Source organism: Stutzerimonas sp. VN223-3, assembly GCF_045999685.1.
In the GTDB taxonomy this organism is placed as follows: Bacteria; Pseudomonadota; Gammaproteobacteria; order Pseudomonadales; family Pseudomonadaceae; genus Stutzerimonas; species Stutzerimonas stutzeri_AR.
In genome coordinates, this window is sequence record NZ_RBEC01000003.1 from 1 (window position 1) to 24181 (window position 24181).

At 59.4% G+C, this 24181-nt stretch carries 23 protein-coding genes; 7 read left to right on the forward strand and 16 right to left on the reverse strand.

Features of this window, described 5'->3' with window-relative positions:
• Nucleotides 1-247 precede the first annotated feature (247 nt).
• The 4 genes from D7241_RS15785 to D7241_RS15800 all read left to right on the forward strand — a co-directional run bounded on the left by D7241_RS15785 (nt 248) and on the right by D7241_RS15800 (nt 3898).
• A complete protein-coding gene (locus D7241_RS15785) occupies nt 248-1579 on the forward strand; it encodes a TRZ/ATZ family hydrolase (RefSeq protein ID WP_408102342.1) in 1332 nt (443 codons plus the stop codon).
• Between the two features lie 137 nt (nt 1580-1716).
• Entirely contained in the window at nt 1717-2415 is a 699-nt protein-coding gene (ubiG, locus tag D7241_RS15790; protein ID WP_408102343.1) for a bifunctional 2-polyprenyl-6-hydroxyphenol methylase/3-demethylubiquinol 3-O-methyltransferase UbiG, read from the forward strand.
• Nucleotides 2415-3086, forward strand: a complete 672-nt coding sequence (gene mupP / locus D7241_RS15795; RefSeq protein ID WP_408102344.1) for an N-acetylmuramic acid 6-phosphate phosphatase MupP — start codon at nt 2415-2417, stop codon at nt 3084-3086. Before ubiG ends, mupP begins: the two co-directional genes overlap by 1 nt.
• Before the next feature lie 71 nt (nt 3087-3157).
• Complete coding sequence (locus D7241_RS15800; RefSeq protein ID WP_408102345.1) at nt 3158-3898, forward strand: YciK family oxidoreductase; 741 nt, start codon at nt 3158-3160, stop codon at nt 3896-3898.
• Nucleotides 3899-3973: 75 nt separating this feature from the next.
• Here D7241_RS15800 and rluB read toward each other — a convergent pair whose 3' ends face one another.
• From rluB to zwf, 4 genes are all read right to left on the reverse strand, one after another.
• Nucleotides 3974-5125, reverse strand: a complete 1152-nt coding sequence (rluB, locus tag D7241_RS15805; RefSeq protein ID WP_408102346.1) for a 23S rRNA pseudouridine(2605) synthase RluB — start codon at nt 5123-5125, stop codon at nt 3974-3976.
• A gap of 139 nt (nt 5126-5264) precedes the next feature.
• Nucleotides 5265-5915 (reverse strand): bifunctional 4-hydroxy-2-oxoglutarate aldolase/2-dehydro-3-deoxy-phosphogluconate aldolase, encoded by a 651-nt coding sequence (locus D7241_RS15810; RefSeq protein WP_408102347.1) that lies wholly within the window; start codon nt 5913-5915, stop codon nt 5265-5267.
• 17 nt (nt 5916-5932) lie between these two features.
• Entirely contained in the window at nt 5933-6646 is a 714-nt protein-coding gene (gene pgl / locus D7241_RS15815) for a 6-phosphogluconolactonase (protein WP_408102348.1), read from the reverse strand.
• Complete coding sequence (zwf, locus tag D7241_RS15820; protein ID WP_408102349.1) at nt 6633-8102, reverse strand: glucose-6-phosphate dehydrogenase; 1470 nt, start codon at nt 8100-8102, stop codon at nt 6633-6635. The genes pgl and zwf overlap by 14 nt, the downstream gene beginning before the upstream one ends.
• Before the next feature lie 152 nt (nt 8103-8254).
• Here zwf and D7241_RS15825 point away from each other — a divergent pair, with 152 nt between their 5' ends.
• Entirely contained in the window at nt 8255-9118 is an 864-nt protein-coding gene (locus tag D7241_RS15825; RefSeq protein ID WP_272887263.1) for a MurR/RpiR family transcriptional regulator, read from the forward strand.
• On the opposite strand, the gene D7241_RS15830 is transcribed toward D7241_RS15825, so the two are convergent.
• The 11 genes from D7241_RS15830 to edd form a co-directional block, all read right to left on the reverse strand.
• The gene (locus tag D7241_RS15830; protein ID WP_255978207.1) at nt 9119-9310 is read right to left on the reverse strand and encodes a DUF1289 domain-containing protein; all 192 of its coding nucleotides are present in this window, start codon (nt 9308-9310) and stop codon (nt 9119-9121) included. It abuts the gene before it with no gap.
• Between the two features lie 95 nt (nt 9311-9405).
• Nucleotides 9406-10629, reverse strand: a complete 1224-nt coding sequence (locus tag D7241_RS15835; protein ID WP_255978209.1) for a carbohydrate porin — start codon at nt 10627-10629, stop codon at nt 9406-9408.
• A 236-nt stretch (nt 10630-10865) separates the two neighbouring features.
• A complete protein-coding gene (locus D7241_RS15840) occupies nt 10866-12023 on the reverse strand; it encodes an ABC transporter ATP-binding protein (RefSeq protein ID WP_408102350.1) in 1158 nt (385 codons plus the stop codon).
• 10 nt (nt 12024-12033) lie between these two features.
• Nucleotides 12034-12864 carry a carbohydrate ABC transporter permease gene (locus tag D7241_RS15845; protein ID WP_408102351.1) on the reverse strand — a complete coding sequence of 277 codons (831 nt, stop codon included), beginning with the start codon at nt 12862-12864 and terminating at the stop codon, nt 12034-12036.
• Nucleotides 12857-13765 (reverse strand): carbohydrate ABC transporter permease, encoded by a 909-nt coding sequence (locus D7241_RS15850; protein ID WP_255978215.1) that lies wholly within the window; start codon nt 13763-13765, stop codon nt 12857-12859. The genes D7241_RS15845 and D7241_RS15850 overlap by 8 nt, the downstream gene beginning before the upstream one ends.
• A 115-nt stretch (nt 13766-13880) precedes the next feature.
• Nucleotides 13881-15149: an ABC transporter substrate-binding protein gene (locus tag D7241_RS15855; protein WP_408102352.1), complete on the reverse strand. Its 1269-nt coding sequence runs from the start codon at nt 15147-15149 to the stop codon at nt 13881-13883.
• 116 nt (nt 15150-15265) lie between these two features.
• Complete coding sequence (locus D7241_RS15860; protein WP_408102353.1) at nt 15266-16498, reverse strand: AGE family epimerase/isomerase; 1233 nt, start codon at nt 16496-16498, stop codon at nt 15266-15268.
• A gap of 239 nt (nt 16499-16737) precedes the next feature.
• The gene (locus tag D7241_RS15865; protein WP_408102354.1) at nt 16738-18198 is read right to left on the reverse strand and encodes an ATP-binding protein; all 1461 of its coding nucleotides are present in this window, start codon (nt 18196-18198) and stop codon (nt 16738-16740) included.
• Nucleotides 18182-18916, reverse strand: a complete 735-nt coding sequence (locus D7241_RS15870; protein WP_408102355.1) for a response regulator — start codon at nt 18914-18916, stop codon at nt 18182-18184. Before D7241_RS15870 ends, D7241_RS15865 begins: the two co-directional genes overlap by 17 nt.
• 39 nt (nt 18917-18955) lie before the next feature.
• Entirely contained in the window at nt 18956-19927 is a 972-nt protein-coding gene (locus tag D7241_RS15875) for a glucokinase (protein WP_408102356.1), read from the reverse strand.
• A complete protein-coding gene (gene edd, locus D7241_RS15880; RefSeq protein WP_408102357.1) occupies nt 19924-21753 on the reverse strand; it encodes a phosphogluconate dehydratase in 1830 nt (609 codons plus the stop codon). The genes D7241_RS15875 and edd overlap by 4 nt, the downstream gene beginning before the upstream one ends.
• Nucleotides 21754-21878: 125 nt before the next feature.
• On the opposite strand from edd, the gene gap reads away from it, so the two are divergent.
• Both gap and D7241_RS15890 read left to right on the forward strand, forming a co-directional pair.
• A complete protein-coding gene (gap, locus tag D7241_RS15885; RefSeq protein WP_408102358.1) occupies nt 21879-22886 on the forward strand; it encodes a type I glyceraldehyde-3-phosphate dehydrogenase in 1008 nt (335 codons plus the stop codon).
• Between the two features lie 46 nt (nt 22887-22932).
• Nucleotides 22933-23418, forward strand: a complete 486-nt coding sequence (locus tag D7241_RS15890) for a methylglyoxal synthase (RefSeq protein WP_255978229.1) — start codon at nt 22933-22935, stop codon at nt 23416-23418.
• On the opposite strand, the gene scpB is transcribed toward D7241_RS15890, so the two are convergent.
• A complete protein-coding gene (scpB, locus tag D7241_RS15895) occupies nt 23412-24179 on the reverse strand; it encodes an SMC-Scp complex subunit ScpB (protein WP_255978231.1) in 768 nt (255 codons plus the stop codon). The genes D7241_RS15890 and scpB overlap by 7 nt on opposite strands.
• Nucleotides 24180-24181: the final 2 nt, after the last annotated feature.

The following is a 24181-nucleotide window of genomic DNA, read 5'->3' on the forward strand; positions in this document are numbered from 1 at the left end:
TTGATTTACAAGAGGTTTAACCAAAGACCTGCGCCGGAGAAGGTGCGCATTATAGGGGCTCAAAACGAGGCGTCAATCAGTATTTGGGGACTTATTGGAGAATAGTGCCGCAAGGCTAAGGCTCATCCACATATAGGCAGCACGTTTGATAACGGCAGTCCAATCCTTAGAGTTTCCTCTGTTACCTTCAAACTGTGTTCCACAGGCTTTACACTGGCAGCCTCCCCTGCTCAGCTTGTTGGTCCACATGTCGTATACCCTTGCCGGCCCGCTTGACCTACTTCTGCTTCCTAGCTGGCTCGTACCAGTCGAGCCGGCTGGTGTCGTTTTAGAAAACCATGCGCTGGGTATCCGCGACGGACGCATCGTATTGATCGCACCGCGCGAGGCCGCCACGAAGTACGCAACAAAGGAGACACGTGATCTTGCAGGAATGCTTTTAGCGCCCGGGCTTGTCAATGCGCATGGCCATGCGGCGATGACTTTGTTCCGCGGGCTGGCTGACGATCTACCTCTGATGACATGGTTGCGTGAGCATATTTGGCCGGCGGAAAGCAGGTGGGTCGACGAAGCGTTTGTGCATGCGGGTAGCGAGCTAGCGATAGCCGAGCAGCTACAGAGCGGCATTACCTGTTTTTCCGACATGTACTTCTTTCCAGAAGTCGTCAGTCAACTCGTTCATGACAACGGAATCAGGGCACAGATAACCATTCCGGTATTGGACTTCCCAATCCCTGGCGCGCGAGACGCCAATGAGGCGCTACGCAAGGGCGTAGCGCTGTTTGATGATCTCAAACATCATCCCAGACTGAGCATCGCCTTTGGCCCACATGCACCGTATTCAGTCGCTGACGATAAGCTAGAAAGCATCCGCACGCTCGTGGCGGAAATGGACATCGGCATTCATATGCATGTCCACGAAACTGCACACGAGGTGGAAGAGGCTCTCAGCAAGCATGGCGAGCGGCCACTCGCGCGGCTGGCCCGCCTGCAGCTTCTGGGCCCGCGCTTCCAAGCGGTTCATATGACCCAGATCGATGACGGCGATATTGCCCTGCTGGTTGAAAACAACTGCAGTGTGATCCACTGCCCCGAGTCCAATCTAAAGCTGGCAAGCGGCTTCTGCCCAGTGGAGCGCTTGTGGGAGGCTGGCATCAACGTCGCAATCGGCACCGATGGTGCCGCCAGCAACAATGATCTCGATCTGCTGGGTGAAACACGCACCGCCGCGCTGTTAGCAAAAGCCGTCGCGGGCTCGGCTACAGCGCTCGACGCTCACAGAGCACTCCGCATGGCTACGCTCAATGGCGCCCGCGCGCTTGGGCTGGACGAGCATACTGGCTCGCTAGAGATCGGAAAGTTTGCCGACATGGTGGCGTTCGATTTGTCGCGCCTTGCGCAACAGCCTATTTATGATCCGGTATCCCAGCTGATCTACTCCAGCGGCCGAGACTGTGTACGCCATGTATGGGTGGGCGGCAAGCAACTATTAGATGATCGTCAGCTGACGCGCATGGACGAAGATCGTCTTATAGCAACAGCCCAAGAGTGGGGAAAGAAGATTGGTTCCAAGCGCTGAGCCCAAACAGGACCGGCGCCCCGTGACAAATTGACGTACACAATGCACCTCACCATAGCCCCTTCGTCTGATGGAAGCTGGCAACATGAGCATTTGCGGCTCAAGCTTCTCCTTCAAGCTTTCAAACGGAATAGATCATGAGCAACGTCGACCATGCCGAAATCGCCAAATTCGAAGCCCTTGCTCACCGCTGGTGGGACCGTGAAAGTGAGTTCAAGCCACTGCACGAGATCAATCCGCTTCGGGTGAACTGGATCGACGAACATTTTCCATTGGCTGGCAAGAAGGTTCTAGACGTGGGCTGCGGTGGCGGGATTCTCAGTGAAGCCATGGCCCAGCGCGGCGCTACGGTGACCGGCATCGACATGGGCGAAGCCCCTCTATCGGTTGCCCGGCTACATCTGCTCGAATCAGGCCTCGAAATCGATTACCAGCAGATCACCGCAGAAGAGCTTGCCGAAGAACGTCCGGAACAGTTCGATGTAGTGACATGTCTGGAGATGTTAGAGCACGTACCCGATCCAGCTTCGGTGATCCGCGCTTGCTATAAGATGGTGAAACCTGGCGGGCAAGTATTTTTCTCCACCATCAACCGCAACCCTAAGGCCTATGCTTTCGCCATCATCGGGGCAGAATATCTGCTACAACTTCTGCCGCGCGGTACCCATGATTACCGAAAGTTCATTCGCCCTTCAGAACTCGGCGCTTGGAGCCGTGAAGTCGGGCTTGCAGTCAAGAACATCATTGGCCTGACTTACAACCCCTTAACCAAACACTACAAACTCTCATCGGACGTAGATGTGAACTACATGGTCCAGACGCTACGGGAGGTCTAATGCGTCTGCACGCTGTTTTATTCGATATGGACGGAACGCTACTCGATACCGCGCCCGATTTTATTGCTGTCGCCCAGGCCATGCGATTCGCCCGCGGCCTTGATCGTGTTCCAGATCAGCAGGTTCGTGACGTCGTCTCTGGAGGAGCCCGAGCGATGGTGCTCAGTGCTTTCGATATCGACCCGCTATCAGACGAGTTCGAAACCCTACGCCTGGAGTTTCTGGACCGCTATCAAGACCATTGCGCGGTTGAAAGCCAGCTCTATGACGGCATGGCGGAACTGCTGGCCGATATCGAGCGGGCGGGCCTGCTATGGGGCGTCGTGACTAACAAGCCGTTGCGTTTCGCCGAGCCAATCATGCAACAGTTGGGCCTGGCATCCCGCTCCGCAGTGCTGGTCTGTCCCGATCATGTCAGCAGAAGTAAACCAGATCCGGAGCCGATGCTGCTGGCATGCAGCCAACTGGGTCTCGACCCACTGACGGTTCTGTTCGTGGGTGACGACCTGCGCGACATCGAATCGGGACGTGCAGCTGGCAGCCGAACGGCTGCGGTACGCTATGGATATATTCACCCCGAAGACAACCCGGACACCTGGGGCGCGGACGTGGTCGTCGATCACCCGCTCGAACTGCGTGCCGTGTTGGCTAATGCGCTTGGCAGCAGCTGACTGCCCATACCTCCCTTTTTTGTTAACAACCGCTGGGTAATCGCCCTAGTTCTGAATAAATGAGGCTTTAGATGTTCGAGTACTCAGCCCGCCCCGACCTGCTAAAGGATCGGATCATCGTAGTGACCGGCGCTGGTCGCGGAATTGGCGAAGCCGTAGCAAAAGCCTACGCAGCCCATGGGGCTACCGTTCTGCTGTTGGGCAAGAATGAAGAAAACCTCAACAGGGTCTACGACGAGATCGAGGCCGCCGGCTGGCCGCAACCAGCCGTAATACCGTTCAATTTGGAAACCGCGCTGCCGCATCAATACGACGAGCTCGCAGCAACGGTCGAGCGTGAATTCGGACGGCTGGACGGCCTGTTACACAATGCAGGAATTGTCGGCCCGCGCACGCCGATCGAACAACTGTCCGGCGAAAACTTCATGCGAGTGATGCAGGTGAATGTCAACGCTGCCTTTATGCTCACCAGCACGCTGCTACCTCTGCTCAAATTGTCGACTGATGCTTCGGTGATATTCACGTCGAGCGGCGTTGGACGAAAAGGCCGAGCCTACTGGGGCGGCTATGCAGTATCGAAGTTCGCCACGGAAGGGCTTATGCAAGTATTGGCGGACGAGCTCGACGGTGTAAGTTCCGTGCGTAGCAATAGCATCAACCCAGGCGCGACCCGCACGGATATGCGTGCAAAGGCCTATCCGGGCGAAAACCCGGTCGTAAATCCGCTACCGCAGGACATCCTGCCGGTTTACCTGTATCTCATGGGAGCGGATAGTATTGGCGTAAATGGACAGGCACTAGACGCCCAGTAACCCAAACAACAACAAAACGAAAAAGGGCGAGGCCACCACCGGCCTCGCCCTTTTCTATGCATTACGCTTTGGTCATCATGGACGCTTGGAGCGATCGCCACGACCGAAGCCAGGGCGTTGTCCCTCGCTGGTCGGCGGGCCACTGCGCTTGGTCGACGATGGCTTGCCGCCTACACGCCCAGGACGTTTACCAGGGCCTGCAGCGTTCGGTCGCTCCGCCACTGGCGTACCGCGGCTTGGCTTGCTGCGCTCGTCGGAATCACGCGGCTTGCGTGCCGGCTGATCGCCGCGGGCACCGCGGCCCTTGCCGCCATCACTGGACACATCAGCATCATGGGCCGAGCGAAGCACCCTAGGGCGACGGTCGCCGCGTCCGATGGGCTTGGCCACCTTGCGCTGCATACGATCAAGTTTGTCCTTGGCCTTTGCCTTCATCCCCGGCAGAGCCATCGGCTTGAGGCCGACCTCCTCGCTGAGAATGTCGACTTCGCTTTGGGACATCTCGCGCCAGCGCCCCATCGGTAGATCGGATGTCATGAATACCGGGCCGAACCGCACGCGTTTCAGACGGCTGACTACCAACCCCTGGGATTCCCAGAGACGGCGAACCTCACGGTTACGGCCTTCCATCACCACGCAGTGGTACCAATGGTTAAAGCCTTCCCCCCCAGGTGCTTCCTGAATATCGGTAAAGCGCGCTGGACCGTCTTCGAGCATAACGCCGGTCTTCAGACGCTCAATCATTTCGTCATCAACCTCACCACGTACCCGCACCGCATACTCCCGATCCATCTCGTACGAAGGATGCATCAGGCGATTGGCCAGCTCGCCATCCGTGGTGAACAGCAGCAGACCGGTGGTATTGATATCGAGCCGTCCGATATTGATCCAACGACCTTCCTTCGGACGAGGCAGGCGATCGAATACAGTCGGGCGGCCTTCGGGATCGTCACGGGTACAAATCTCGCCATCGGGCTTGTTGTAGATCAGCACGCGGCGGACCACTTCAGCGGCTTCTTCTCGTTTGAGTAGGCGCCCATCAACTGCAATGGCGTCATGCAGATCGACACGCTGGCCGAGAGTCGCGATGGCACCGTTGACCTTGACCCGGCCAGCGGCAATCCAATTTTCCACATCGCGCCGCGAAGCCAGGCCGATGCGGGCAAGGACCTTCTGCAGCTTTTCGCCGTGGGCAATATGAGGGGTTGAATCTTCGTGTTCGGTCATCTGGGCACCTCCCGGTGTGGCAGTTCCGATAGAAAGGTCGCGCACTATACGCGTAACGGGTCAGTGAAGCACTAGAGAGGTTAGCAGCCCAGACAAGCCTCGCGCGGCCAGCTTCCACGCGCGGCGATGTCTGCTTTTCTCAGGCTTTGTCCAGCGCAGCCAGAGCTTCCGCTGTGGCCTGCTGAATGCTTGCCCAGTCGTTGTTCTTCAGTGCAGCGGCATCAATCATCCAGGTACCGCCAACGCACATTACGTTGGGGAGCGCCAGGTACTGCGATGCGTTAGCGGCACTGACTCCTCCGGTTGGGCAAAAGCGCACATCAGCGAAAGGTCCGCCGAGCGCCTTGATCGCAGCGACGCCACCACACACCTCGGCCGGGAACAGCTTGAAGCGGCGATAACCGAGCGCATAGCCGCGCATGATGTCCGATGCGTTGCTAATGCCGGCCAGCAGCGGCACCGAACAGTTCACCCCGGCTTGTAGCAGCTCATCCGTGGAACCGGGCGAGACGATGAACTGGGCTCCAGCCGCCTCGACCTCATCCATCATGCGCTTGTCGAGCACCGTCCCGGCGCCTACACAGAGCTCGGGTCGCTCTTGGCGCAAACGCCGGATGGCGGTGAGCCCGTGCTTCGAGCGCAGGGTAATCTCCAGCGCCTTCAGCCCGCCTGCAGCAAGGGCGTCGGCCAACGGCAGGATCTGATCCTCGCTGCCGATGGTGATTACCGGAAGGATGCGGGCTTCGGTACAGATCTTCTCGATCAGCGCGTTTTTCTGGTCCATAGTCATGGAAAAGTCCTCGGGCCTTACGGGCACCAGTAGATCTCTAAAGGGGAATGCAGGAATGCGCGGATCGGCATCTGCAAGGTTTCGAGCCGCATGGCCTGACGCAACGTCTCGAGCTTGGACGACCCCTGGATCGCCAGACACTGGACCCGGGCAGACGCCAATAGCGAATAGGTCATGGTGATGCGCTGCTCCGGGCTGGTAGGCGCCAGCATTGGCAGGCAATGGTCGGTTCCGTCGACATCGAGCCCCTGCGCAAGCAGCGGGCTATTTGGAAACAACGAGGCGGTATGACCGTCGTTGCCCATGCCGAGCACCAGTACGTCGATAGGCTGCTTGAAGCTTTCCAACCTGTCACCTGCCAACTTAGCCGCCTGCTCCAGCGTATCGGCCGGCTGATAAAGGCCGAGCAGTTGCGCGTCGGCGGCCTCGTTCTGCAGCAAGTGGCGACGCAGTAAGCCTTCGTTGCTATCTGGATCGGCTACGTCGACCCAGCGCTCATCCGCGAGACTGACCTGCACCTTCGCCCAGTCCAGCTCACGGGTCGAGAGCGCCTCAAGGAACGCGGTAGGGCTGCGTCCACCCGACACCACCAGACTGGCGCTGCCATGGGAATTCACGGCGTAATCCAGCGCTTTCGCGACCCGCTCGGCCAGCGCCTGTGCCAGCTGTTCAGGACCGGCAAGGCTATGCGCGACTACATCCGACGGTAGCTCCAGCTCAGAGATCGCCATACCAGGACCTCCCATCACGCGTGATCAAGGCAATGGATGCGACGGGGCCCCAGGATCCGGCTGGGTAAGCCTTCGGCGCATCACCAATACGTGACCAGCCATCGATCAGCTGATCGCACCATTTCCAGGCGTATTCGATCTCGTCCTTACGCACGAACAGGTTCTGATTACCTTGCATGACCTCAAGCAGCAAACGCTCATAGGCATCAGGAATGCGCGAGCTCTTATAGGTCTCGGAGAAGTTCAGTTGCAAAGGGCCGCTGCGAAGATGCATGCCTTTATCGAGCCCCTGCTCCTTCGTCATCACTTGCAGCGAGATGCCCTCGTCCGGCTGCAGACGAATAATCAGCCGGTTGCTGATCAACGAACGCTGTTCCGGGGCAAAGATATAAAACGGCGGCTCCTTGAAATGGATAACGATCTGCGAAACCTTTTCGCCCATGCGCTTGCCGGTCCGCAGATAGAAAGGCACACCAGACCAGCGCCAATTACAGATATCGGCGCGCAGCGCGACAAAGGTCTCCGTGCTGCTTTCGGCGTTGGAGTTTTCTTCCTCCAGATAACCAGGAACCGCCTTGCCCGCGACCGAACCGGCGACGTACTGGCCGCGCACTACTTGCTTGCCGAGTCGCTCCGGTGTGATCGGCGCCAACGCCTTGAGTACTTTGACCTTCTCATCGCGGATACTGTCGGCCGTGAGATCGCTTGGCGGGTCCATCGCGATCAGGCACAGCAGCTGAAGCAGGTGATTCTGGATCATGTCGCGCAGCTGTCCGGCCTGGTCGAAATAGCCCCATCGCCCTTCGATGCCAACGGTCTCCGCGACGGTGATCTCCACATGGGAGATGTGATGCTGATTCCACTGCGTCTCGAACAGGCTGTTAGCAAAGCGCAGCGCGATCAGGTTCTGCACTGTCTCCTTGCCAAGATAGTGGTCGATCCGGTAAATGCGCGTCTCGGGAAAATATTGCGCCACCGCATCGTTGACTACCCGCGAAGACTCAAGGTCGTGACCGATCGGCTTTTCCAGCACGACGCGCGTCTGCTCGGCCAATCCGGCCGCTGCGAGGTGCTCACAGATCGATCCGTAAACCGACGCAGGCGTGGCGAAATAGGCGATCAGCGGCATGTCTGGGGAGACCATTTGCGCCAGCGCTGCATAATCCTCAGCGTTGCGGAAATCGATGGTCAGGTACTGCAGCCGCGCCTGAAACCGGGTTAGTGCTGTTTCGTCCAACTGCGCCGCCGGAACATAGCGACGCAAGGCTTGGTCGATTCGCTCGAGATGAGTCGACGGCTCACCTTGGTCGCGTGAGAGCGCCAGGATGCGTGTATCGCTATTGAGCAGTCCCGCACGCTCGAGCTGGTAAAGTGCCGGAAACAGCTTGCGCAGCGCCAGATCGCCCAAGGCGCCGAACAAAGCAAAGTTGGTCGCGTCAACAGTAATAGCAGGCATGATTTTTATATTAACCAAATTAAGCTGCGTGACAGGTTTATCTGCGCAGTTTAAGCACAAAATGTTGTTATTAAAACAACATCAAACGATTTTTTCGCACATCGAGTTCGCTATTATCAGCGGCACGGGCGCGAGCCCTTGAAGGAAGAGACATGGATCGCATGAAAAATCTCTTGGAACAGATAAAAAATAGGCTCGATGAGCTGAACAAGGCGGAGCGAAAGGTTGCCGAAGTGATCCTGCGCGATCCCCAGGAAGCGACCCGCTACAGCATTGCAGCGCTGGCGCAGGCGGCAAAGGTCAGCGAACCAACGGTAAATCGTTTCTGCCGATCGTTTGGTGCAGCAGGCTATCCGGCGCTGAAGCTTCAGTTGGCGCAAAGTCTGGCCAGCGGTGCCGCTTACGTCAGCCGCGCGGTCGAAGCAAATGACGGGCCTGAGGCATATACGAGAAAAATCTTCGGCAGCGCCATCGCGTCCCTCGACAGCGCCTGCCGCGCAATCGATCCACTGGTGGTGAGCCATGCGGTGGACCTGATGATTCAGGCCCGCCAGATTCATTTCTTCGGACTGGGCGCATCGGCATCCGTGGCACTGGATGCTCAGCACAAGTTTTTCCGATTCAACCTGCCAGTGACCGCGCATGTGGATGTATTGATGCAGCGAATGCTCGCATCGGTGGCCCATACCGGTGACCTGTTCGTGATCATTTCATACACCGGTCGGACCCGAGAATTGGTGGAAGCAGCGACGATTGCCCGTGACAACGGTGCTTCCGTACTGGGGCTGACCGCAGCGGATTCACCACTCGCCAGGGTCTGCACGCTGAGCCTGGATATTCCGCTGCCGGAAGATACCGACATATATATGCCGATGACCTCGCGAATCATCCAATTAACGGTACTCGACGCATTGGCCGCTGGCGTGACGCTGCGGCGCGGCGTCGATTTTCAACCGCATTTGCGCAAGATAAAGGAAAGTCTGATGGCGACCCGCTATCCGACCGAGGACAGCTGATCACTTCTTTTTCTTTTTTGCCTTGCCCAACGCCTTGAGCCGGCTGGCGGCCACTTCGTTGACCGCCTTGCGTTCCTTGTTCTTCATACCCTTCCAGGCTTTCATCTCGTCCCTGCTCCGACCGCAGCCGATGCAGATATCGTCTTTGAGTTTGCAAACGCTGACGCATGGATTCTTCGCCTTATCGCCCAAAAACCACCTCCGGTTTAGCTGGGGCCCTACCGCTTACCGCTCAGTAGAGGCCCCCGCTGTCTGGAGGTTCTAACGGAATTAGGCTATCGGCTCGATCAATCCCACCAGTATTCGACCTGCACACCGAAATTGGAGCCGTGCTGGGCATTATCGAACGCGCCGGTATCGGACAACGCGCTCCCGGCCGCCATCAGATTCGCCGCTTCCTGCGCGGCGTCGTTCCACTGAGCGTAGGTGTAGTACAGGCGGAATTCCGGGCGAGCCCAAAAATCCGGCCCCGCCGGCGACCAGGTCGGTGCAACGGTAAATTTGGTCAGTTTGCGCGTGCCCTCCGGCGCATCGATCTGATCATGACCGACCTCTGCAACCAGCTTGAATTGCTCAGTCAACGCATAAACTGGACGGACGCCAACGGAAATCCAGTCCTGATCTCCGCCATCCTGACGCTTGTCCTTCTGATAGACCGCCTGGAACTGGCCACCGAAACGCGGCGTGACCTGCCAATCAAAGTATTCCACCACTCGCCAGCTCTTGGCGCTGCTGTCTAACGTGACGTCACCGGTATAGCCAAGCCCGGTACCCGGACCCTCGCCGTATTGCAGGGCGAAAGTGTTGCTGCCACCAAGAAAGCCGATTTGTTTGTGCTGAGCAGTAACCGACCAGCCGCTGTTGGCATCATCGCGGTCCGGTTCGTCGATATAACTGACACCGAACTCAAGCTCTCCGCCAGGGTTACTGTCGAAGCCACCAACGTTGAAGTCGTGACGATTGATGTAATTTTCTTGGAACACGTTGTCCTTGCGGGAAAAGGCGTAGCTGTATTTCAAGCCGCCAATTTCCATATCTTCGATACCGGCACCGGTTGCGCTCTGGTTCCAGTAGTAAAAGTCAGAAATATGAATGTCGTTCCGCTTGTAGAAGCGCCGCCCTGCCCAAAACGAGCCGTTATTCAGCGCCGGCACCTTGCTCCACTCAGCGTAGGCCTGAACTAACCGGGCCCAGCCATGATCACCGGTGAATTTAGGCGTGTGATCGTATTCGTTGTACAGCGCAGCCATGCCCTCGACACTTAGCACCGAACCGTCGTCGAGCGTGAACAGGTCCTGCCGCAAACCCAACTCCGCATACTGTTCGCACTCGTTGCCCAGTCGGAACTTGGACGGTGCGCCTGGCAGCTGAAAACAGGCTTGCGATTCGCTAGCGCTCGATTCGCCGATACCGCTTCGTACATAGCCGTTGAAGTCCAGTGCCTGCGCAGCAAACGGCATGGCGAGACTGGCCAGCGACACCGCAAGGCCCAGGCGTGTGGTTTTTTTCATATCCGCTCCAATTAGCTCTTATTGTTGTTACTGCCGTTGGATCGAGCCGGGATAGGCTCTCCTTCCGATCCGCAAGCCCGCATCATGCGTGCTACGGTTCGACTTTTACGGCCCTAGGGCACTCGCCTCGGGCCGCTGAAAAACCAGGACCATCAATAACATTCAGACAGGTTCTACGCCGGTACGCTGATATCCCGCGACCAAGCTTTTTTCCCACACCGAATCGATGACCGCATTCAGCGGGCAACCAGCCGCGTAACCGTTCCGTTGCGGCCCGTCGAGCCATTGCCGGGCGCTACGCCCAACCGCTCGCCGGTCTGGGCATCGAACAGCAGCACCTTGTCGGGCTCGAACTGCAACGTCAGGCTTTCGCCCGGGCTTGGCGCAACGTCCGGTGCCAGGCGACAGCAAACCTTGGTCTGATTGAGGCTGACAAAAATCATCGTATCCGGGCCGGTCGGCTCAATGACCTGCACTTCGGCTCGCAACGATGGCAGGCTGCTCTGCGCACCGATGCTGATTTGCTCGGGCCGAATCCCGAGCAGCACTTCGCGCCCTTCCAGCGAGTCGGCATCGACCAGGTTCAGCGGCAGCTCGCAGCGATCCTGACCGCTCTCAAGCAGTGCTCGCCAGCCACCAGCATCACGGCTCAGGCGCAGCGGGATGAAGTTCATCGGCGGGGACCCGATAAAGCTTGCGACGAACAAATTGGCCGGGCTGTTGTAGATCTCTTTCGGCGTGCCGAACTGCTGGACGATGCCATCCTTCATCACCGCTACCTTGTCGCCAAGCGTCATCGCCTCGATCTGGTCATGGGTGACATACACCGTGGTGGTCTTCAGGCGCTGGTGCATCAGCTTGATCTCGGTACGCATCTCCACACGCAACTTTGCATCAAGGTTCGACAGCGGTTCATCGAACAGATAGATCTTCGGGCGCCGCGCAAGGGCACGCCCCATCGCCACGCGCTGCTGCTGGCCTCCTGACAACTGCGAGGGCTTTCGTCCAAGCAGGTGTTCGATCTGCAGCAGCTTGGCCACTCTCGATACTTCTTCCTCAATCTTCACCGCCGGGACCTTGCGCATCTTCAGGCCGAAGGCGATGTTTTCCTGCACGGTCATGGTCGGGTACAGCGCGTAGGACTGAAACACCATCGCGATGTCGCGATCCTTCGGGCTGGCGGAACTGATGTCAGCGCCGTCGACTCGAATTTCGCCGCCGGTGATGTCCTCCAGACCGGCAATGCAGTTCATCAACGTGGATTTTCCGCAGCCGGACGGACCGACGAGGATCAGAAATTCACCGTCGTCAATTTTCAGATCAATGTCTTTCAGCGTGTCGTGGGCGCTTCCGGGATAGCTCTTGCGGACATTGCAGAGTTCAAGTGCAGCCATGGTCGTTCTCCTAACCCTTGACCGCGCCGGCCGTAAGCCCGCGCAGGAAATACTTGCCGGCGAGGATGTACACCACCAGCGTTGGCAGCCCCGCGATCATCGCGGCAGCCATATCGACGTTGTATTCCTTGGCGCCCGTGCTGGTGTTGACCAGGTTGTTCAGCGCCACAGTGATGGGCTGGGCGTCGCCACTGGCGAACACCACACCGAAGAGGAAGTCATTCCAGATCTGGGTGAACTGCCAAATCAGGCAGACCATGATGATCGGTGTCGACATGGGCAGCAGGATTCGCCCGAAGATAGTGAAGAAACCTGCACCGTCCAGGCGCGCTGCACGGACCAGCGCATTTGGCACGCTCACGTAGTAGTTGCGGAAGAACAACGTGGTGAAGGCGATGCCGTAGACCACATGCACCAGCACCAAGCCGGCCGTGGTGTTGGCCAGACCGAACTTGCCGAGGGTGAACGACGCTGGCAGCAACACGGTCTGGAACGGCAGGAAGCAGCCGAACAGCAGCAGTCCGAAGAACAACTGCGAGCCGCGGAAGCGCCACATCGACAACACGTAGCCATTCAGTGCGCCGATTGCCGTCGAGATCAGCACGGCAGGTACGGCGATTTTCACCGAGTTCCAGAAGAAGCCGTCGACCACGCCCCAGGCCTTGACCCAGCCGATCACGGTGAACACCTCGGGCCAGGACAACAGGTTGCCAGTGCGGATATCGTCGGGGGTCTTGAAGCTGGTCAGCAGCATCACCACCAGCGGCACCAGATACAACGCGACCGCCAGCAGCAACGTGGCATGGATGGCCAGCCGGCTCGGGCTGAATGCTCTATTCATGGCGCTTGCCCCGCAGTTCCGAGTAGAGGTACGGCACCAGAATCGCCAGGATCGCGCCCAGCATCATCATCGCGCTGGCCGAGCCGATGCCCATCTGGCCACGGCTGAACGTGAAGTTGTACATGAACATCGCAGGCAGGTCGGAGGCGTAACCGGGCCCTCCCCCGGTCATAGCCGCCACCAGATCGAAACTCTTGATCGCAATGTGCGCGAGGATCATCACCGCGCTGAAGAACACCGGTCGAAGGCTCGGCAGGATGATGCGCATGTAAATACTCGGCAGGCTGGCGCCGTCGATCTGCGCAGCACGCACGATGGATTGGTCGACACCGCGCAGGCCAGCGAGAAAGAGCGCCATGACGAAGCCGGAGGCTTGCCACACCGCCGCGATCACAAGGCAATAAACGACACGGTCCGGGTCGACCAGCCAGTCAAAGCGAAAACCTTCCCAGCCCCAGTCACGCAGCATCTTGTCGATGCCAAGGCCAGGGTTGAGCAGCCACTGCCACGCGGTCCCGGTGACGATCATCGACAGTGCCATCGGGTACAGGTAGACGGTACGAATGAAGCCTTCACGGCGAATGCGCTGATCCAGCAGCACCGCGAGAAACACGCCGATCACCAGACTGATGCCGATAAACAGGCCGCCAAACACCAGCAGGTTTTGGCTCGCTACCCACCAGCGGTCGTTCTCCATCAGGCGGGCGTATTGTTGCAAGCCGACCCACTTGTAGCTGGGCATAAAGCTGGAGTTGGTGAAGGACAGCACCAGCGTCCAGAGGATGTAGCCATAGAAGCCGACCAAGACCACCAACATGGTCGGCGCCACCACCAATTTAGGAAGCCAGCGCTGCAGCGCATCCAAGGGTGAGGCCTTGGGGAATACCATCGTGACACTCATCGGGCGTTACCAGTCAGAGATGTGAAATCCGGGCCGAACGTCCCCTCCGGCAGAACTGAAGTACTGCCGCGGGGCATTGCCGAAGGAGACGGGCCGGGTGCCGGCCCGCGTCAACCTATTGTGCGGATTTGATCGCTGCGTAGAGTTGAGCGCCAGCCTTGCTTGGGTCTGCGTTCTTCTCGCTCATGAAGTTGGTCACCACATCGAAGATGGCGCCCTGTACCGCCAGGTTGGTGGCCATGCTGTGCGCCATGCTCGGCTCCAGTTGGCCATTCTTGTCGGCCTCCTTGAAGTCTTCCATCGACGCTTGGGCGCAGCTGTCGAACTTGCTCATGTCCAGGTCGGAGCGCACCGGAATCGAACCCTTGTTCTGGTTGAACACATACTGGAATTCGGGCTCCAGGGCGATCCTGGCCAAGGCATGCTGCGCCGCGATGTCGCCTTCGTCCTTGAGCTTGAACATGGCGATGGAATCGATGTTGTAGGTGTAGCTGCCAGCAGTGCCGGGCATCGGAACGCACTTGTAATCTTTGCCTGCCACTTTGCCGGCGGCGGTCCATTCGCTCTTCGCCCAGTCACCCATGATCTGCATTCCCGCCTTGCCGTTAATTACTTCGGCGGTGGCGAGGTTCCAGTCACGGCCGGCACGGTTGTCGTCCATGTAGCTCTCGAGTTTCTTCAGCGCGGTAAACACTTCCGTCATCTGCGGACTGGTGAGGGTCGCCTCATCATGCTCTACGAATGCTTTGTGAAAGCCGTCGCCCCCCATGATGCCCAGCACGAGGCCTTCGAAGACGGTACTGTCCTGCCAAGGCTGACCACCGTGGGCCAACGGTACGAAGCCCGCCGCCTTGAGCTTGTCGCCAGCGGCATAGAGTTCTTCCAGGGTGGTGGGTACCTTCTCGACACCGGCCTTCTCAAATACTTTCGGGTTGATCCACAACCAGTTGACGCGGTGAATATTCACCGGCACCGCCACGTAGTGGCCATCGTATTTCATGGTGTCGGATACGGTCTTCGATAGCAGGTCATCCCAGTTGTTGGCCTCGGCCACTTCATCGAGCGGGCTCAACAGGTCCAAAGCGCCCCATTCCTGCAAGTCAGGGCCCTTGATCTGCGCCGCGCCCGGTGGATTACCGGATACCACGCGGGTCTTCAGTACGGTCATGGCCGCAGAACCCGCGCCCCCAGCGACGGCGCTGTCCTTCCAGGTGAAACCGGCCTTGTCGACCAGATCGCGCAGCACGTTCACCGCGGCGGCTTCGCCACCGGACGTCCACCAGTGGACGACTTCGACAGTGCCCTTGGAGTCAGCTGCCAACGCAGAGAGAGGAAATAAAGAGGCAAGAGAAACAACAGTGGCGAGGCGAGTGATCGCGTTCATTTGAATACCTTTTCTTGTTGTTATGCATACAAGCCTAATGCTTGAGCTGCATTGGATTCTAAGTCGGGTGGATACCTGCAGACGTAACGAAGGGATGCGCATGTGTCACCGCTTCGTTACACAGCCGTCAGGGCTGTCGCCAGACTCGGTGTCAGAGGCAGGCGCGGCAAAAGCACGGCCTGGTAGGCGTGATAGAGATCGGGTTTGCCCGGCCAGATGCTGCTTGCCGGCTGGTTGTCACTGTCGAGTTCATGATGCCAGCTACCGCTCTGAAGATCGATGAGATGACTCGCGGAGAACTCCCAGATGCGCCGGTACCAATCCTCATAAACCTGCTCTCCCGTTCGCCTGAGCAGTGCCGCAGCCGCTGCACTGGCTTCGGCATGGACCCAGTGCAAGCGCGCACGGACTACCGGCCGGCTCGCCCAGTCGAGGGTGTAAACCAGGCCAGGGGCTCCGTCCGCCTGCCAGGCGTCGCGGCTGGCACTGGCGAACAGCCCGCAAGCGTCTTGGAGCAACCATCCTGGCGCGGCGAGCCCGGCATGCTGCAACGCTGCTTCGAGGTGCAGCAGCAGACGCGCCCACTCGAAGCTATGGCCCGGCGTGCTGCCGTAGGGGCGAAATGGGTCGGCGCGGTTGTCGTCGTTGTAATCGGGCAACGCCTTCCAGTCGCAGTCGAAATGTTCAACCACCACATGCCCGCGTGCCGCCGCATGTTCATGGATCAAACGCTCAGCGATGCGCAGAGCACGTTGCAGCCACACCGTGTCGCCGGTGGCATCGGCCAGGGCGAGAAATGCCTCAGTGCCGTGCATATTACTGTTGGCACCCCGGTACGCCTCCTCCTGCTTCCAGTCGCGGCTCAGGCTTTCACGCAAAGCGCCCTCCTCTTCGCTCCAGAAGTGCGTCTCGAGGACAGCTATCGCGTCGTCCAGCAGCGCCGGAGCCGCAGGCCGGTCCGCAACCGCCGCAGAACTGGCTGCCAAAGCGACGAACGCATGCAAGTAAGCCGTCTTTTCACCCTTGCCCGTTGCGTTGGCGAACCAGCCGCCGTATTCGGCATCGCGCAAGGCGCCTTGCAGCGCAGCGACGCCGTGGTCGACCAGCTCGGCGTGTCCGGGGACACCTTGGATATGTGCCAAGGCGAAACAATGGGTCATGCGTGTGGTGTGGATCAACTCAGCGCAGGCCTGCGCCTGGAGTTGCCCGTTCGCAGCGAGCGCGGCGAACCCCTGGTCCACTCGCGAAGCCCGGGCAAACTGCAGCAGGCGCATGCCTTCGCCAGCCAGCCAAGCCAGATGAGCGGGCTTCTGCAGCCAGCTGTCGGGGTTCAATGCAGGTGTTGTCATTGTTCTTGTTCCATGCGGCGGGTATCTCGTCGCCGATTCCACCAACGCCATGAGCGGGCAGCGTGGCGACAGTGAGCACCAGAATGAGTTCGGGCGGTTCAAAGGCAGAAGCGTGATGCGCAGGTGATTTGCGTGTCGCTGGGCCGGTTGTGATCAAGCGTACCGTTGCCGGAGTCTAGCGGCCGCCCGGATCGCGTCAGGTAACGAAAGCGCCCGCTTTTGTCACGGTCCTGTGACATTCACTCAGGCTTGCGGGGCAGGCACAAGGTCACACGCAGCCCACCCTCTTGCAGGTTGCACAGACTGATCTCGCCACCATGGCTGTGGGCAATATTGCGTGCGATCCCGAGCCCAAGACCGTAGCCAGGTTGCTTGGCCGCCAAGCGGAAGTTCGGCTCGAACACCTGCTTCAGCCACGTTTCCGGCACGCCTGGGCCTTCATCGTCAACGTGCAGGACAAAAATGTCTTTATCGTCTTCGATCAACAGATGTGCCCGCTCGCCATATTTCAACGCGTTGTCCAGTAGATTGCCGATGCAGCGTTTGAGCGCCAGTGGCTTGCCGGCATACGGCGCGAGCGCTCTGCCTTTCACCGTGACGCGACCGTTACCAGAGGGCGCCAGATACGGTTCGGTGACGCAATCAAGCAGAAGGTTGAGGTCTAGTGGCTCAATATTCTCGTGAATGTCGGTGTCTTTGACGCACTGCAGGGCTCCCTTGACCAGCAACTCCAATTCATCGAGGTCACGGCTGAATTTGCGCTGCAACGTTTCGTCCTCCAGCAGCTCCACCCGCAACCGCAGCCGCGTGATCGGCGTGCGCAAATCATGGGAGATTGCGCTGAACAACTGGCTACGCTCGGTCAAATAGCGACCGATGCGTTCACGCATGCTGTTGAATGCGCGACTGACCTCGACCACCTCGCTACCGCCCGCCTCTGGAAACAATTCCACCTCGCTACCCAGCGACATTTCTCGCGCCGCGCGCGCCAATTGCTTGAGTGGGCGACTCTGCCAGTGAACGAGGATGCCGATGAACAACAACAGAAAGCTGGTGGTGAGGAAGATGAACCAGAGTTGCTGATTGGGGATCCCTTGATCCTCGAGACTGACGTAGGGCGCCGGCATCAGCGAAGCAAGATAGAGCCACTCGCCTGGGGCGATTTGGATCTGCGTCACCAGCACGGGTGGATTCAGCGGTTCCAGGCTCAGCGCGTAATGCGCCCAAGAGCGCGGCAGTTCATCGAGTTTCAGCCCGCCGTTGAAAATCCGCAGGTCGTCGGGACTGACGAAGCGCACCGATATATCGACATTCTTGCCAAGGCGATCACGCAGCACCTCGTCAACTTCCGCCAGCACCGCCTGCTTGCGCTCGGTTGGAGGAAGGATCTGCATTTCCAGGGGTTTGTCGTTCAGCGACACGAAAAAGCGCGTGCCACCCATGCTGCGCAGCTGATCGAGCACCAGCGGCCGATAGCCCAGCGGTAAGGATCGGAAGTAGCTGACGCTGGCGGACATCGAATGCGCCAGGCTACGAGCACTGGTCAACAATCCCTCCATCTGGCTTGCACGCAGCTGCGACACCCAGATGAAACTCGACAAGGCCTGCGCCAGCAGCACGACCAGCAAAGTCAAAGACAACATCCGGCCGAGCAGCGAGCGCGGCACGGGCAGCCAACGGCGCTTAACCGATCGTGTCATGGTGCGGCGAGACCTGGGCAGCGAGCAGATAACCGCTGCCACGCACGGTACGGATCAACCGCGGGCACTTGCCGGTGTCCCGCAGCCGCTGTCGCAAACGACTGACAGCCATGTCGACGATGCGCTCGAGCGGCATAACCTCGCGGCCACGGGTGGCGTTGCCAATGGTGTCGCGATCGAGGATCTGTTGCGGATGATCAAGAAACAGTTTGAGCAGGGCGAAGTCGGCGCCGGACAGCAGCACTTCCTCGCCGTCCTGGTGGAACAACCGGTGGCTGACCATGTCCAGGCGCCACTCGTCGAATGCGAGCACATCGCTGCCGCGCTCCTGCCCAAAGTTCACCCGACGCAGCAGCGCCTTGATCCGCGCCAGCAACTCACGTGGGCTGAACGGTTTGCCCAGGTAATCGTCTGCGCCAAGCTCCAGACCGATGACGCGATCCGCCTCGTCCGAGCTGGCGGTGAGCATGATGATCGGCATCTGTGCCAGGCGCTGATGGCCTCGCACCCAACGACAAAGACTAAAGCCATCCTCGTCAGGCAGCATCACATCGAGGATTACCAGGTCCGCCGGGTCGCAGGCCATAGCCTCGCGAAACTGCGCACCATCAGCAACGGTGCGCACCTGAAAGCCGGATCGGCTGAGGTAGGTTTCTAGCAGTTCGCGGATTTCCTGATCGTCGTCGACCAGCAGAATCGATCTTCCAGCCTGGCTCACCTGGCGTCCTTTCTCTTGTTTTAAGTGTTTCGAAGCGGATCAGTGCCCTCTGGACGTTCCCTCCAGCAATTGCTGCAGCGCAACGCCCGCGCCTTCCAGCCCAGGGTACTCGGCTGTCACCACCCAGACCGGAACCTTGTCAAAATACCGGCTCATCCCGCCCTTGTCGCGGAAACTCTGGCGAAATCCGCTACGCATGAAGAACTCGACGAAGCGCGGCACTATCCCCCCAGCAATGTAGACGCCGCCTTGCGCGCCTGTGGTCAGCACGTTGTCGCCAGCAGTCCGACCGAGCCAGACGCAGAATTGTTCCAATACCGCAGCCGCGTATGGATCGCCCGCCAACGCTGCCGAGGTCACTTCAGCCGGCGTGGTCAGTTTCAACGGCTCGCCATCCAACGCGCAACTGGTTCGATAGAGCTCCAACAGCCCACCGCCGCTAAGGATCGCTTCGGCGTTTACATGTCCAAATTTATCGTGCAACCGCGCCCACAATGCCGCCTCGCGCGCCGTCCCGATCGGCAGACAGATATGCCCGCCCTCGCCCGGCAGGGCTCGCCAGCCGCCGTCTCGCAACGGCAGCAGCGTAGCGACTCCCAGTCCGGTTCCAGGCCCGATGACCAAGCGCGCGCGACCGGCCTCGGACTGCCCCTCACAGATCTCGATCAATTCGCCGTCGCGCAGGCGCGTCATGCCCAGAGCCATCGCGGTGAAGTCATTGATCAACAACAGATCGCTCAAGCCGAGGTCTTCGCAGAAGGCCTGGCGGCTCAGACGCCAGTGATTGTTGGTGAAGGTGAACTCATCGCCGGAAACCGGCCCGGCACAAGCGAGGCAAACGGCCTGCAACGCGTCGACGCCCTGTCCTATGTCTTGAAGATACGCCCGAATGGCATCTTCCGGACGCGGGTAATCAATCGTGGGCAACACCCGCACCGATTCGATCTGCTGCCCACGCCACAGCGCAAAACGTGCATTGGTCCCACCGATATCTCCAACCAGTGCCGTCACTTGAGCGCCTCCAGACCCTCGGTAAATACGCTCGCGCCCTGCTCGGCCGGACTGAACGCCGTACGCAGAAAGCCGAACAACTCGCGACCGCAACCGATGCCAAGATCACTCGGCGCTATCACTCGCTCGCGACGATCAAACTCGGCCTGATCAACCAGCACGCGCAATTCACCCGTTTCGCCGTCGACGCGGATGATGTCGCCGTCACGCACTCGGCACAGGGGGCCACCGTCGAGCGCCTCGGGGCTAACGTGAATCGCTGCCGGCACCTTGCCGGATGCGCCGGACATGCGTCCGTCAGTGACCAACGCTACCTTGTAGCCCCGGTCCTGCAACACGCCGAGGAACGGGGTCAGCTTGTGCAGTTCAGGCATGCCGTTGGCTTTGGGTCCTTGGAAACGCACCACCGCGACGAAATCTTTTTCCAACTCGCCGTTCTTGAAGGCCTGGGCCAACTCGCTCTGATCGGCGAAGACGCGCGCTGGCGCCTCGACCACGCGATGCTCTGGAGCGACGGCCGAAACCTTGGTCACGCCGCGGCCGAGATTACCTTCCAGCACGCGTAGTCCACCTTCCGGCGAAAACGCTCGCTCAACAGGACGCAGGATCGCCTCGTCGAGGCTGTTTGCCGGACCTTCTTTCCAAACCAGAGCATCACCTTCAAGGAACGGTTCCTGGGTATAGCGCCGCAGTCCTTGTCCCATGACCGTATAAACGTCCTCATGCAACAGGCCCGCATCGAGCAACGTACGAACCATGAACGGCACGCCACCGCAGGCGTGAAAATGGTTCACATCAGCCTGCCCATTCGGATAGACCTTCGCCAGGGTCGGCGTCACGGCGGAAATGTCCGCCATGTCCTGCCAGGTCAAGTGGATACCGGCGGCCTGGGCAAATGCCGGGATGTGCAAGGTGTGATTAGTCGACCCGCCTGTAGCGTTTAGCGCCACCACCGAATTGATGATCGACTTCTCGTCGACGATCTTGCACAGCGGTAGATAATTGCCGGACTGCGGCGTCAGGCGGGACACCTGGCGTGCGGCCTCGCGGGTCAACTCATCGCGCAGCGGCGTGTAAGGATTGACGAACGAGGAGCCCGGCAGGTGCAGCCCCATAATTTCCATCACCACTTGGTTGGTGTTCGCCGTGCCGTAGAAGGTGCACGTGCCGGGGCTGTGATACGAGAGCATTTCCGATTCCAGCAACTCCTCGCGGCTGGCCTTGCCTTCAGCGTAACGCTGACGAACCTCGGCTTTCTGCTTGTTCGGAATCCCTGATGGCATCGGCCCGCCTGGCACGAACACCGCCGGCAGATGACCGAAGCGCAAGGCACCGATCATCAAACCCGGAATGATCTTGTCGCAGATACCTAGATAGAGCGCCGCGTCGAACATGTTGTGTGACAGCGCGATGGCAGTCGCCATGGCGATCACCTCACGACTGGCCAGGCTCATTTCCATCCCCGCCTCGCCCTGGGTTACGCCGTCGCACATGGCCGGCACACCACCGGCGAACTGCCCGATCGAACCGACGTCACGCAACGCCTGTTTGATGATTTCCGGGAAGTGCTCGTACGGCTGGTGCGCCGACAACATGTCGTTGTAGGCCGAAACGATCGCCACGTTGGCCTCGTTCATCAGGCGCAGCTTCTGCTTATCGCTGGAAGAAGCGCAACCCGCCACACCGTGAGCGAAGTTGGCACATTGCAGCTTGCCACGCTGAGGCCCGTCGCTCGCCGCGGCGGCCATCTGTGCAAGGTAGCGCTGCCGCGTCGGCCGGCTGCGTTCGATCAAACGTTCGGTAACTTCTTGAATCCGCGGGTGCATGCCATCACTCCTGCTCTGAATCTGTAGTTTTACAAACAAAACGTCGTGTATTTGGGCTTGATTTCTATTTTGACAGGAATAATCTTGTAATTCCCACAACAAATTCCGCCCAGGATCTCTTCCCTATGACTATTCGCATCGCCATCAACGGCTTCGGCCGTATCGGACGCAATGTCCTCCGTGCCCTTTACAGCCAGAGCTATCGCGAACATCTGCAGGTCGTGGCGATCAACGACCTCGGCAGCTCAGCAATGAACGCCCATCTCTTGCAGTACGACAGCGTCCACGGCCATTTCGACGCAAAGATCGAAGTCGGCGCTGATCAGTTGGTAGTCAATGGCGATCCGATCGCCGTGACCGCGATTCGCAACCCGGCCGACCTGCCCTGGCGCCAGCACAAGGTCGATGTGGTATTCGAGTGTACTGGCCTGTTCACTTCTCGCGATAAGGCCAGCGCTCACTTGGAAGCCGGCGCCAGCAAGGTGATCATCTCCGCTCCAGCCTCCGGCGCCGACGCCGACGCCACCATCGTCTATGGCGTCAATCACGACATATTGCGCCAGTCACATCAGATCATTTCCAATGCGTCCTGCACGACCAACTGCCTGGCACCGGTCGCCCAGGTGCTGTCACGCCAATACGGCATCGAACATGGCCTGATGACCACCATTCACGCCTACACGAACGACCAGAACCTGTCCGACGTTTATCACAGCGATCCTTACCGCGCGCGTTCGGCCACGCAATCGATGATTCCAACCAAGACCGGTGCGGCCGAAGCCGTGGGTCTGGTTCTACCCGAACTGGCCGGCAAGCTAACCGGCATGGCGGTACGGGTCCCGGTAATCAACGTGTCGCTGGTCGATCTGACGTTGGAGCTGAGCCGTGAAACCAGCGCCGACGAGGTTAACGCGCTGATGCTGGACGCCAGCCAGGGCTCGCCCATACTGGCCTGTAACTCATTGCCGCTGGTTTCTTGCGACTTCAACCACAACCCGATGTCTTCGATATTCGACACCAACCACACCAAGGTTAGCGGACGGCTGCTGAAAGTGATGGCCTGGTATGACAACGAGTGGGGTTTCTCCAATCGCATGCTGGACACCTGCCGCGCCCTACACGAAGCGCCGTAACCAGCAATTCGGATCCAGCCCACCCACGCGAAACGCAAGGAAGACGATGAACCGCATCGATTTCGTTACCGCAACACTGCCGGCACGCAAGCGCATCGCCCTGGTCGCGCACGATCACTGCAAGGAGCGCTTGCTGGAGTGGGCGGACCGACACAAAGCACAGCTGGCGCAGCATGAACTGATCGCCACCGGCACCACCGGGCTGCTGCTTGGGCGGCGTCTGGCGCTGCCAGTGGAATGCATGATCAGTGGCCCGCTGGGTGGGGATCAGCAGATCGGCGCACGCATCGCCGAACAGCGCATAGACCTGTTGGTGTTCTTCTGGGATCCTTTCGAACCGCAGCCGCATGACCCGGACGTCAAGGCCCTGCTGCGAGTCGCGGCGGTGTGGAATATTCCGCTGGCGGCCAACGAGAGCAGTGCTGACTATCTGCTTTCGAGTCCGCTACTGGACCAGGCTCACTCGCTCCGAATCCCTGATTACAGCACGTACCTGGCGGGTCGGGAGACGGACAAACCCGGCGATCAATAATCGCGGCGATCTTCGTCGGGGACGCTTTCGCTTTGCGCCTCTGCCTCGTCGCGCAAATCTTCGAAGTCGGTCTTGAGCCCAGTTTCCATGCTGTCCAACTCTGCCAAGAGGCTGCGGAAACTGGTCTGCTCACGTGGCACCTCCGGTTCCAGTTCAAGGTCCGCGCGGGCCTGCAACGCCTCGGGCACCGGCGCTTCTTCTACGTCCACCGGCAAGGGTTCGGGTTCCATCTCACGCAGCACTGCCAACGGCGGCAACTCGTCCAGGTTCTTCAGGTTGAAGTGATCGAGAAACTGCTTGGTGGTCGCGAACATCGCTGGCCGGCCCGGTACGTCGCGATGGCCCACCACACGCACCCACTCGCGCTCGAGCAGGGTCTTGACGATCTGACTGTTGACCGCAACGCCACGAATGTCCTCGATCTCACCGCGAGTGATCGGCTGACGATAGGCGATCAGAACCAGGGTTTCCAATAGCGCACGCGAATAGCGCTGCGGCCGTTCTTCCCAGAGCCTGCCGACCCAGGGTGAAAAGCGCTCGCAGACCTGCAGGCGATAGCCACTGGCGACTTCCTTCAGCTCGAACGCTCGGCCCTTGCACGACTTGCCGAGCGCCTCCAGCGCCTTGCGCAACAAGGCTGGCGTGGGCCGCTCGGTTTCATCGAACAGCTCGGCCATCCGCTCGAGCGACATCGGCTTGCCCGAGGCCAGTAAAAGGGCTTCGAGCAACGAAGCAAGATCCTTGGGATCGGAAAGATTCACGG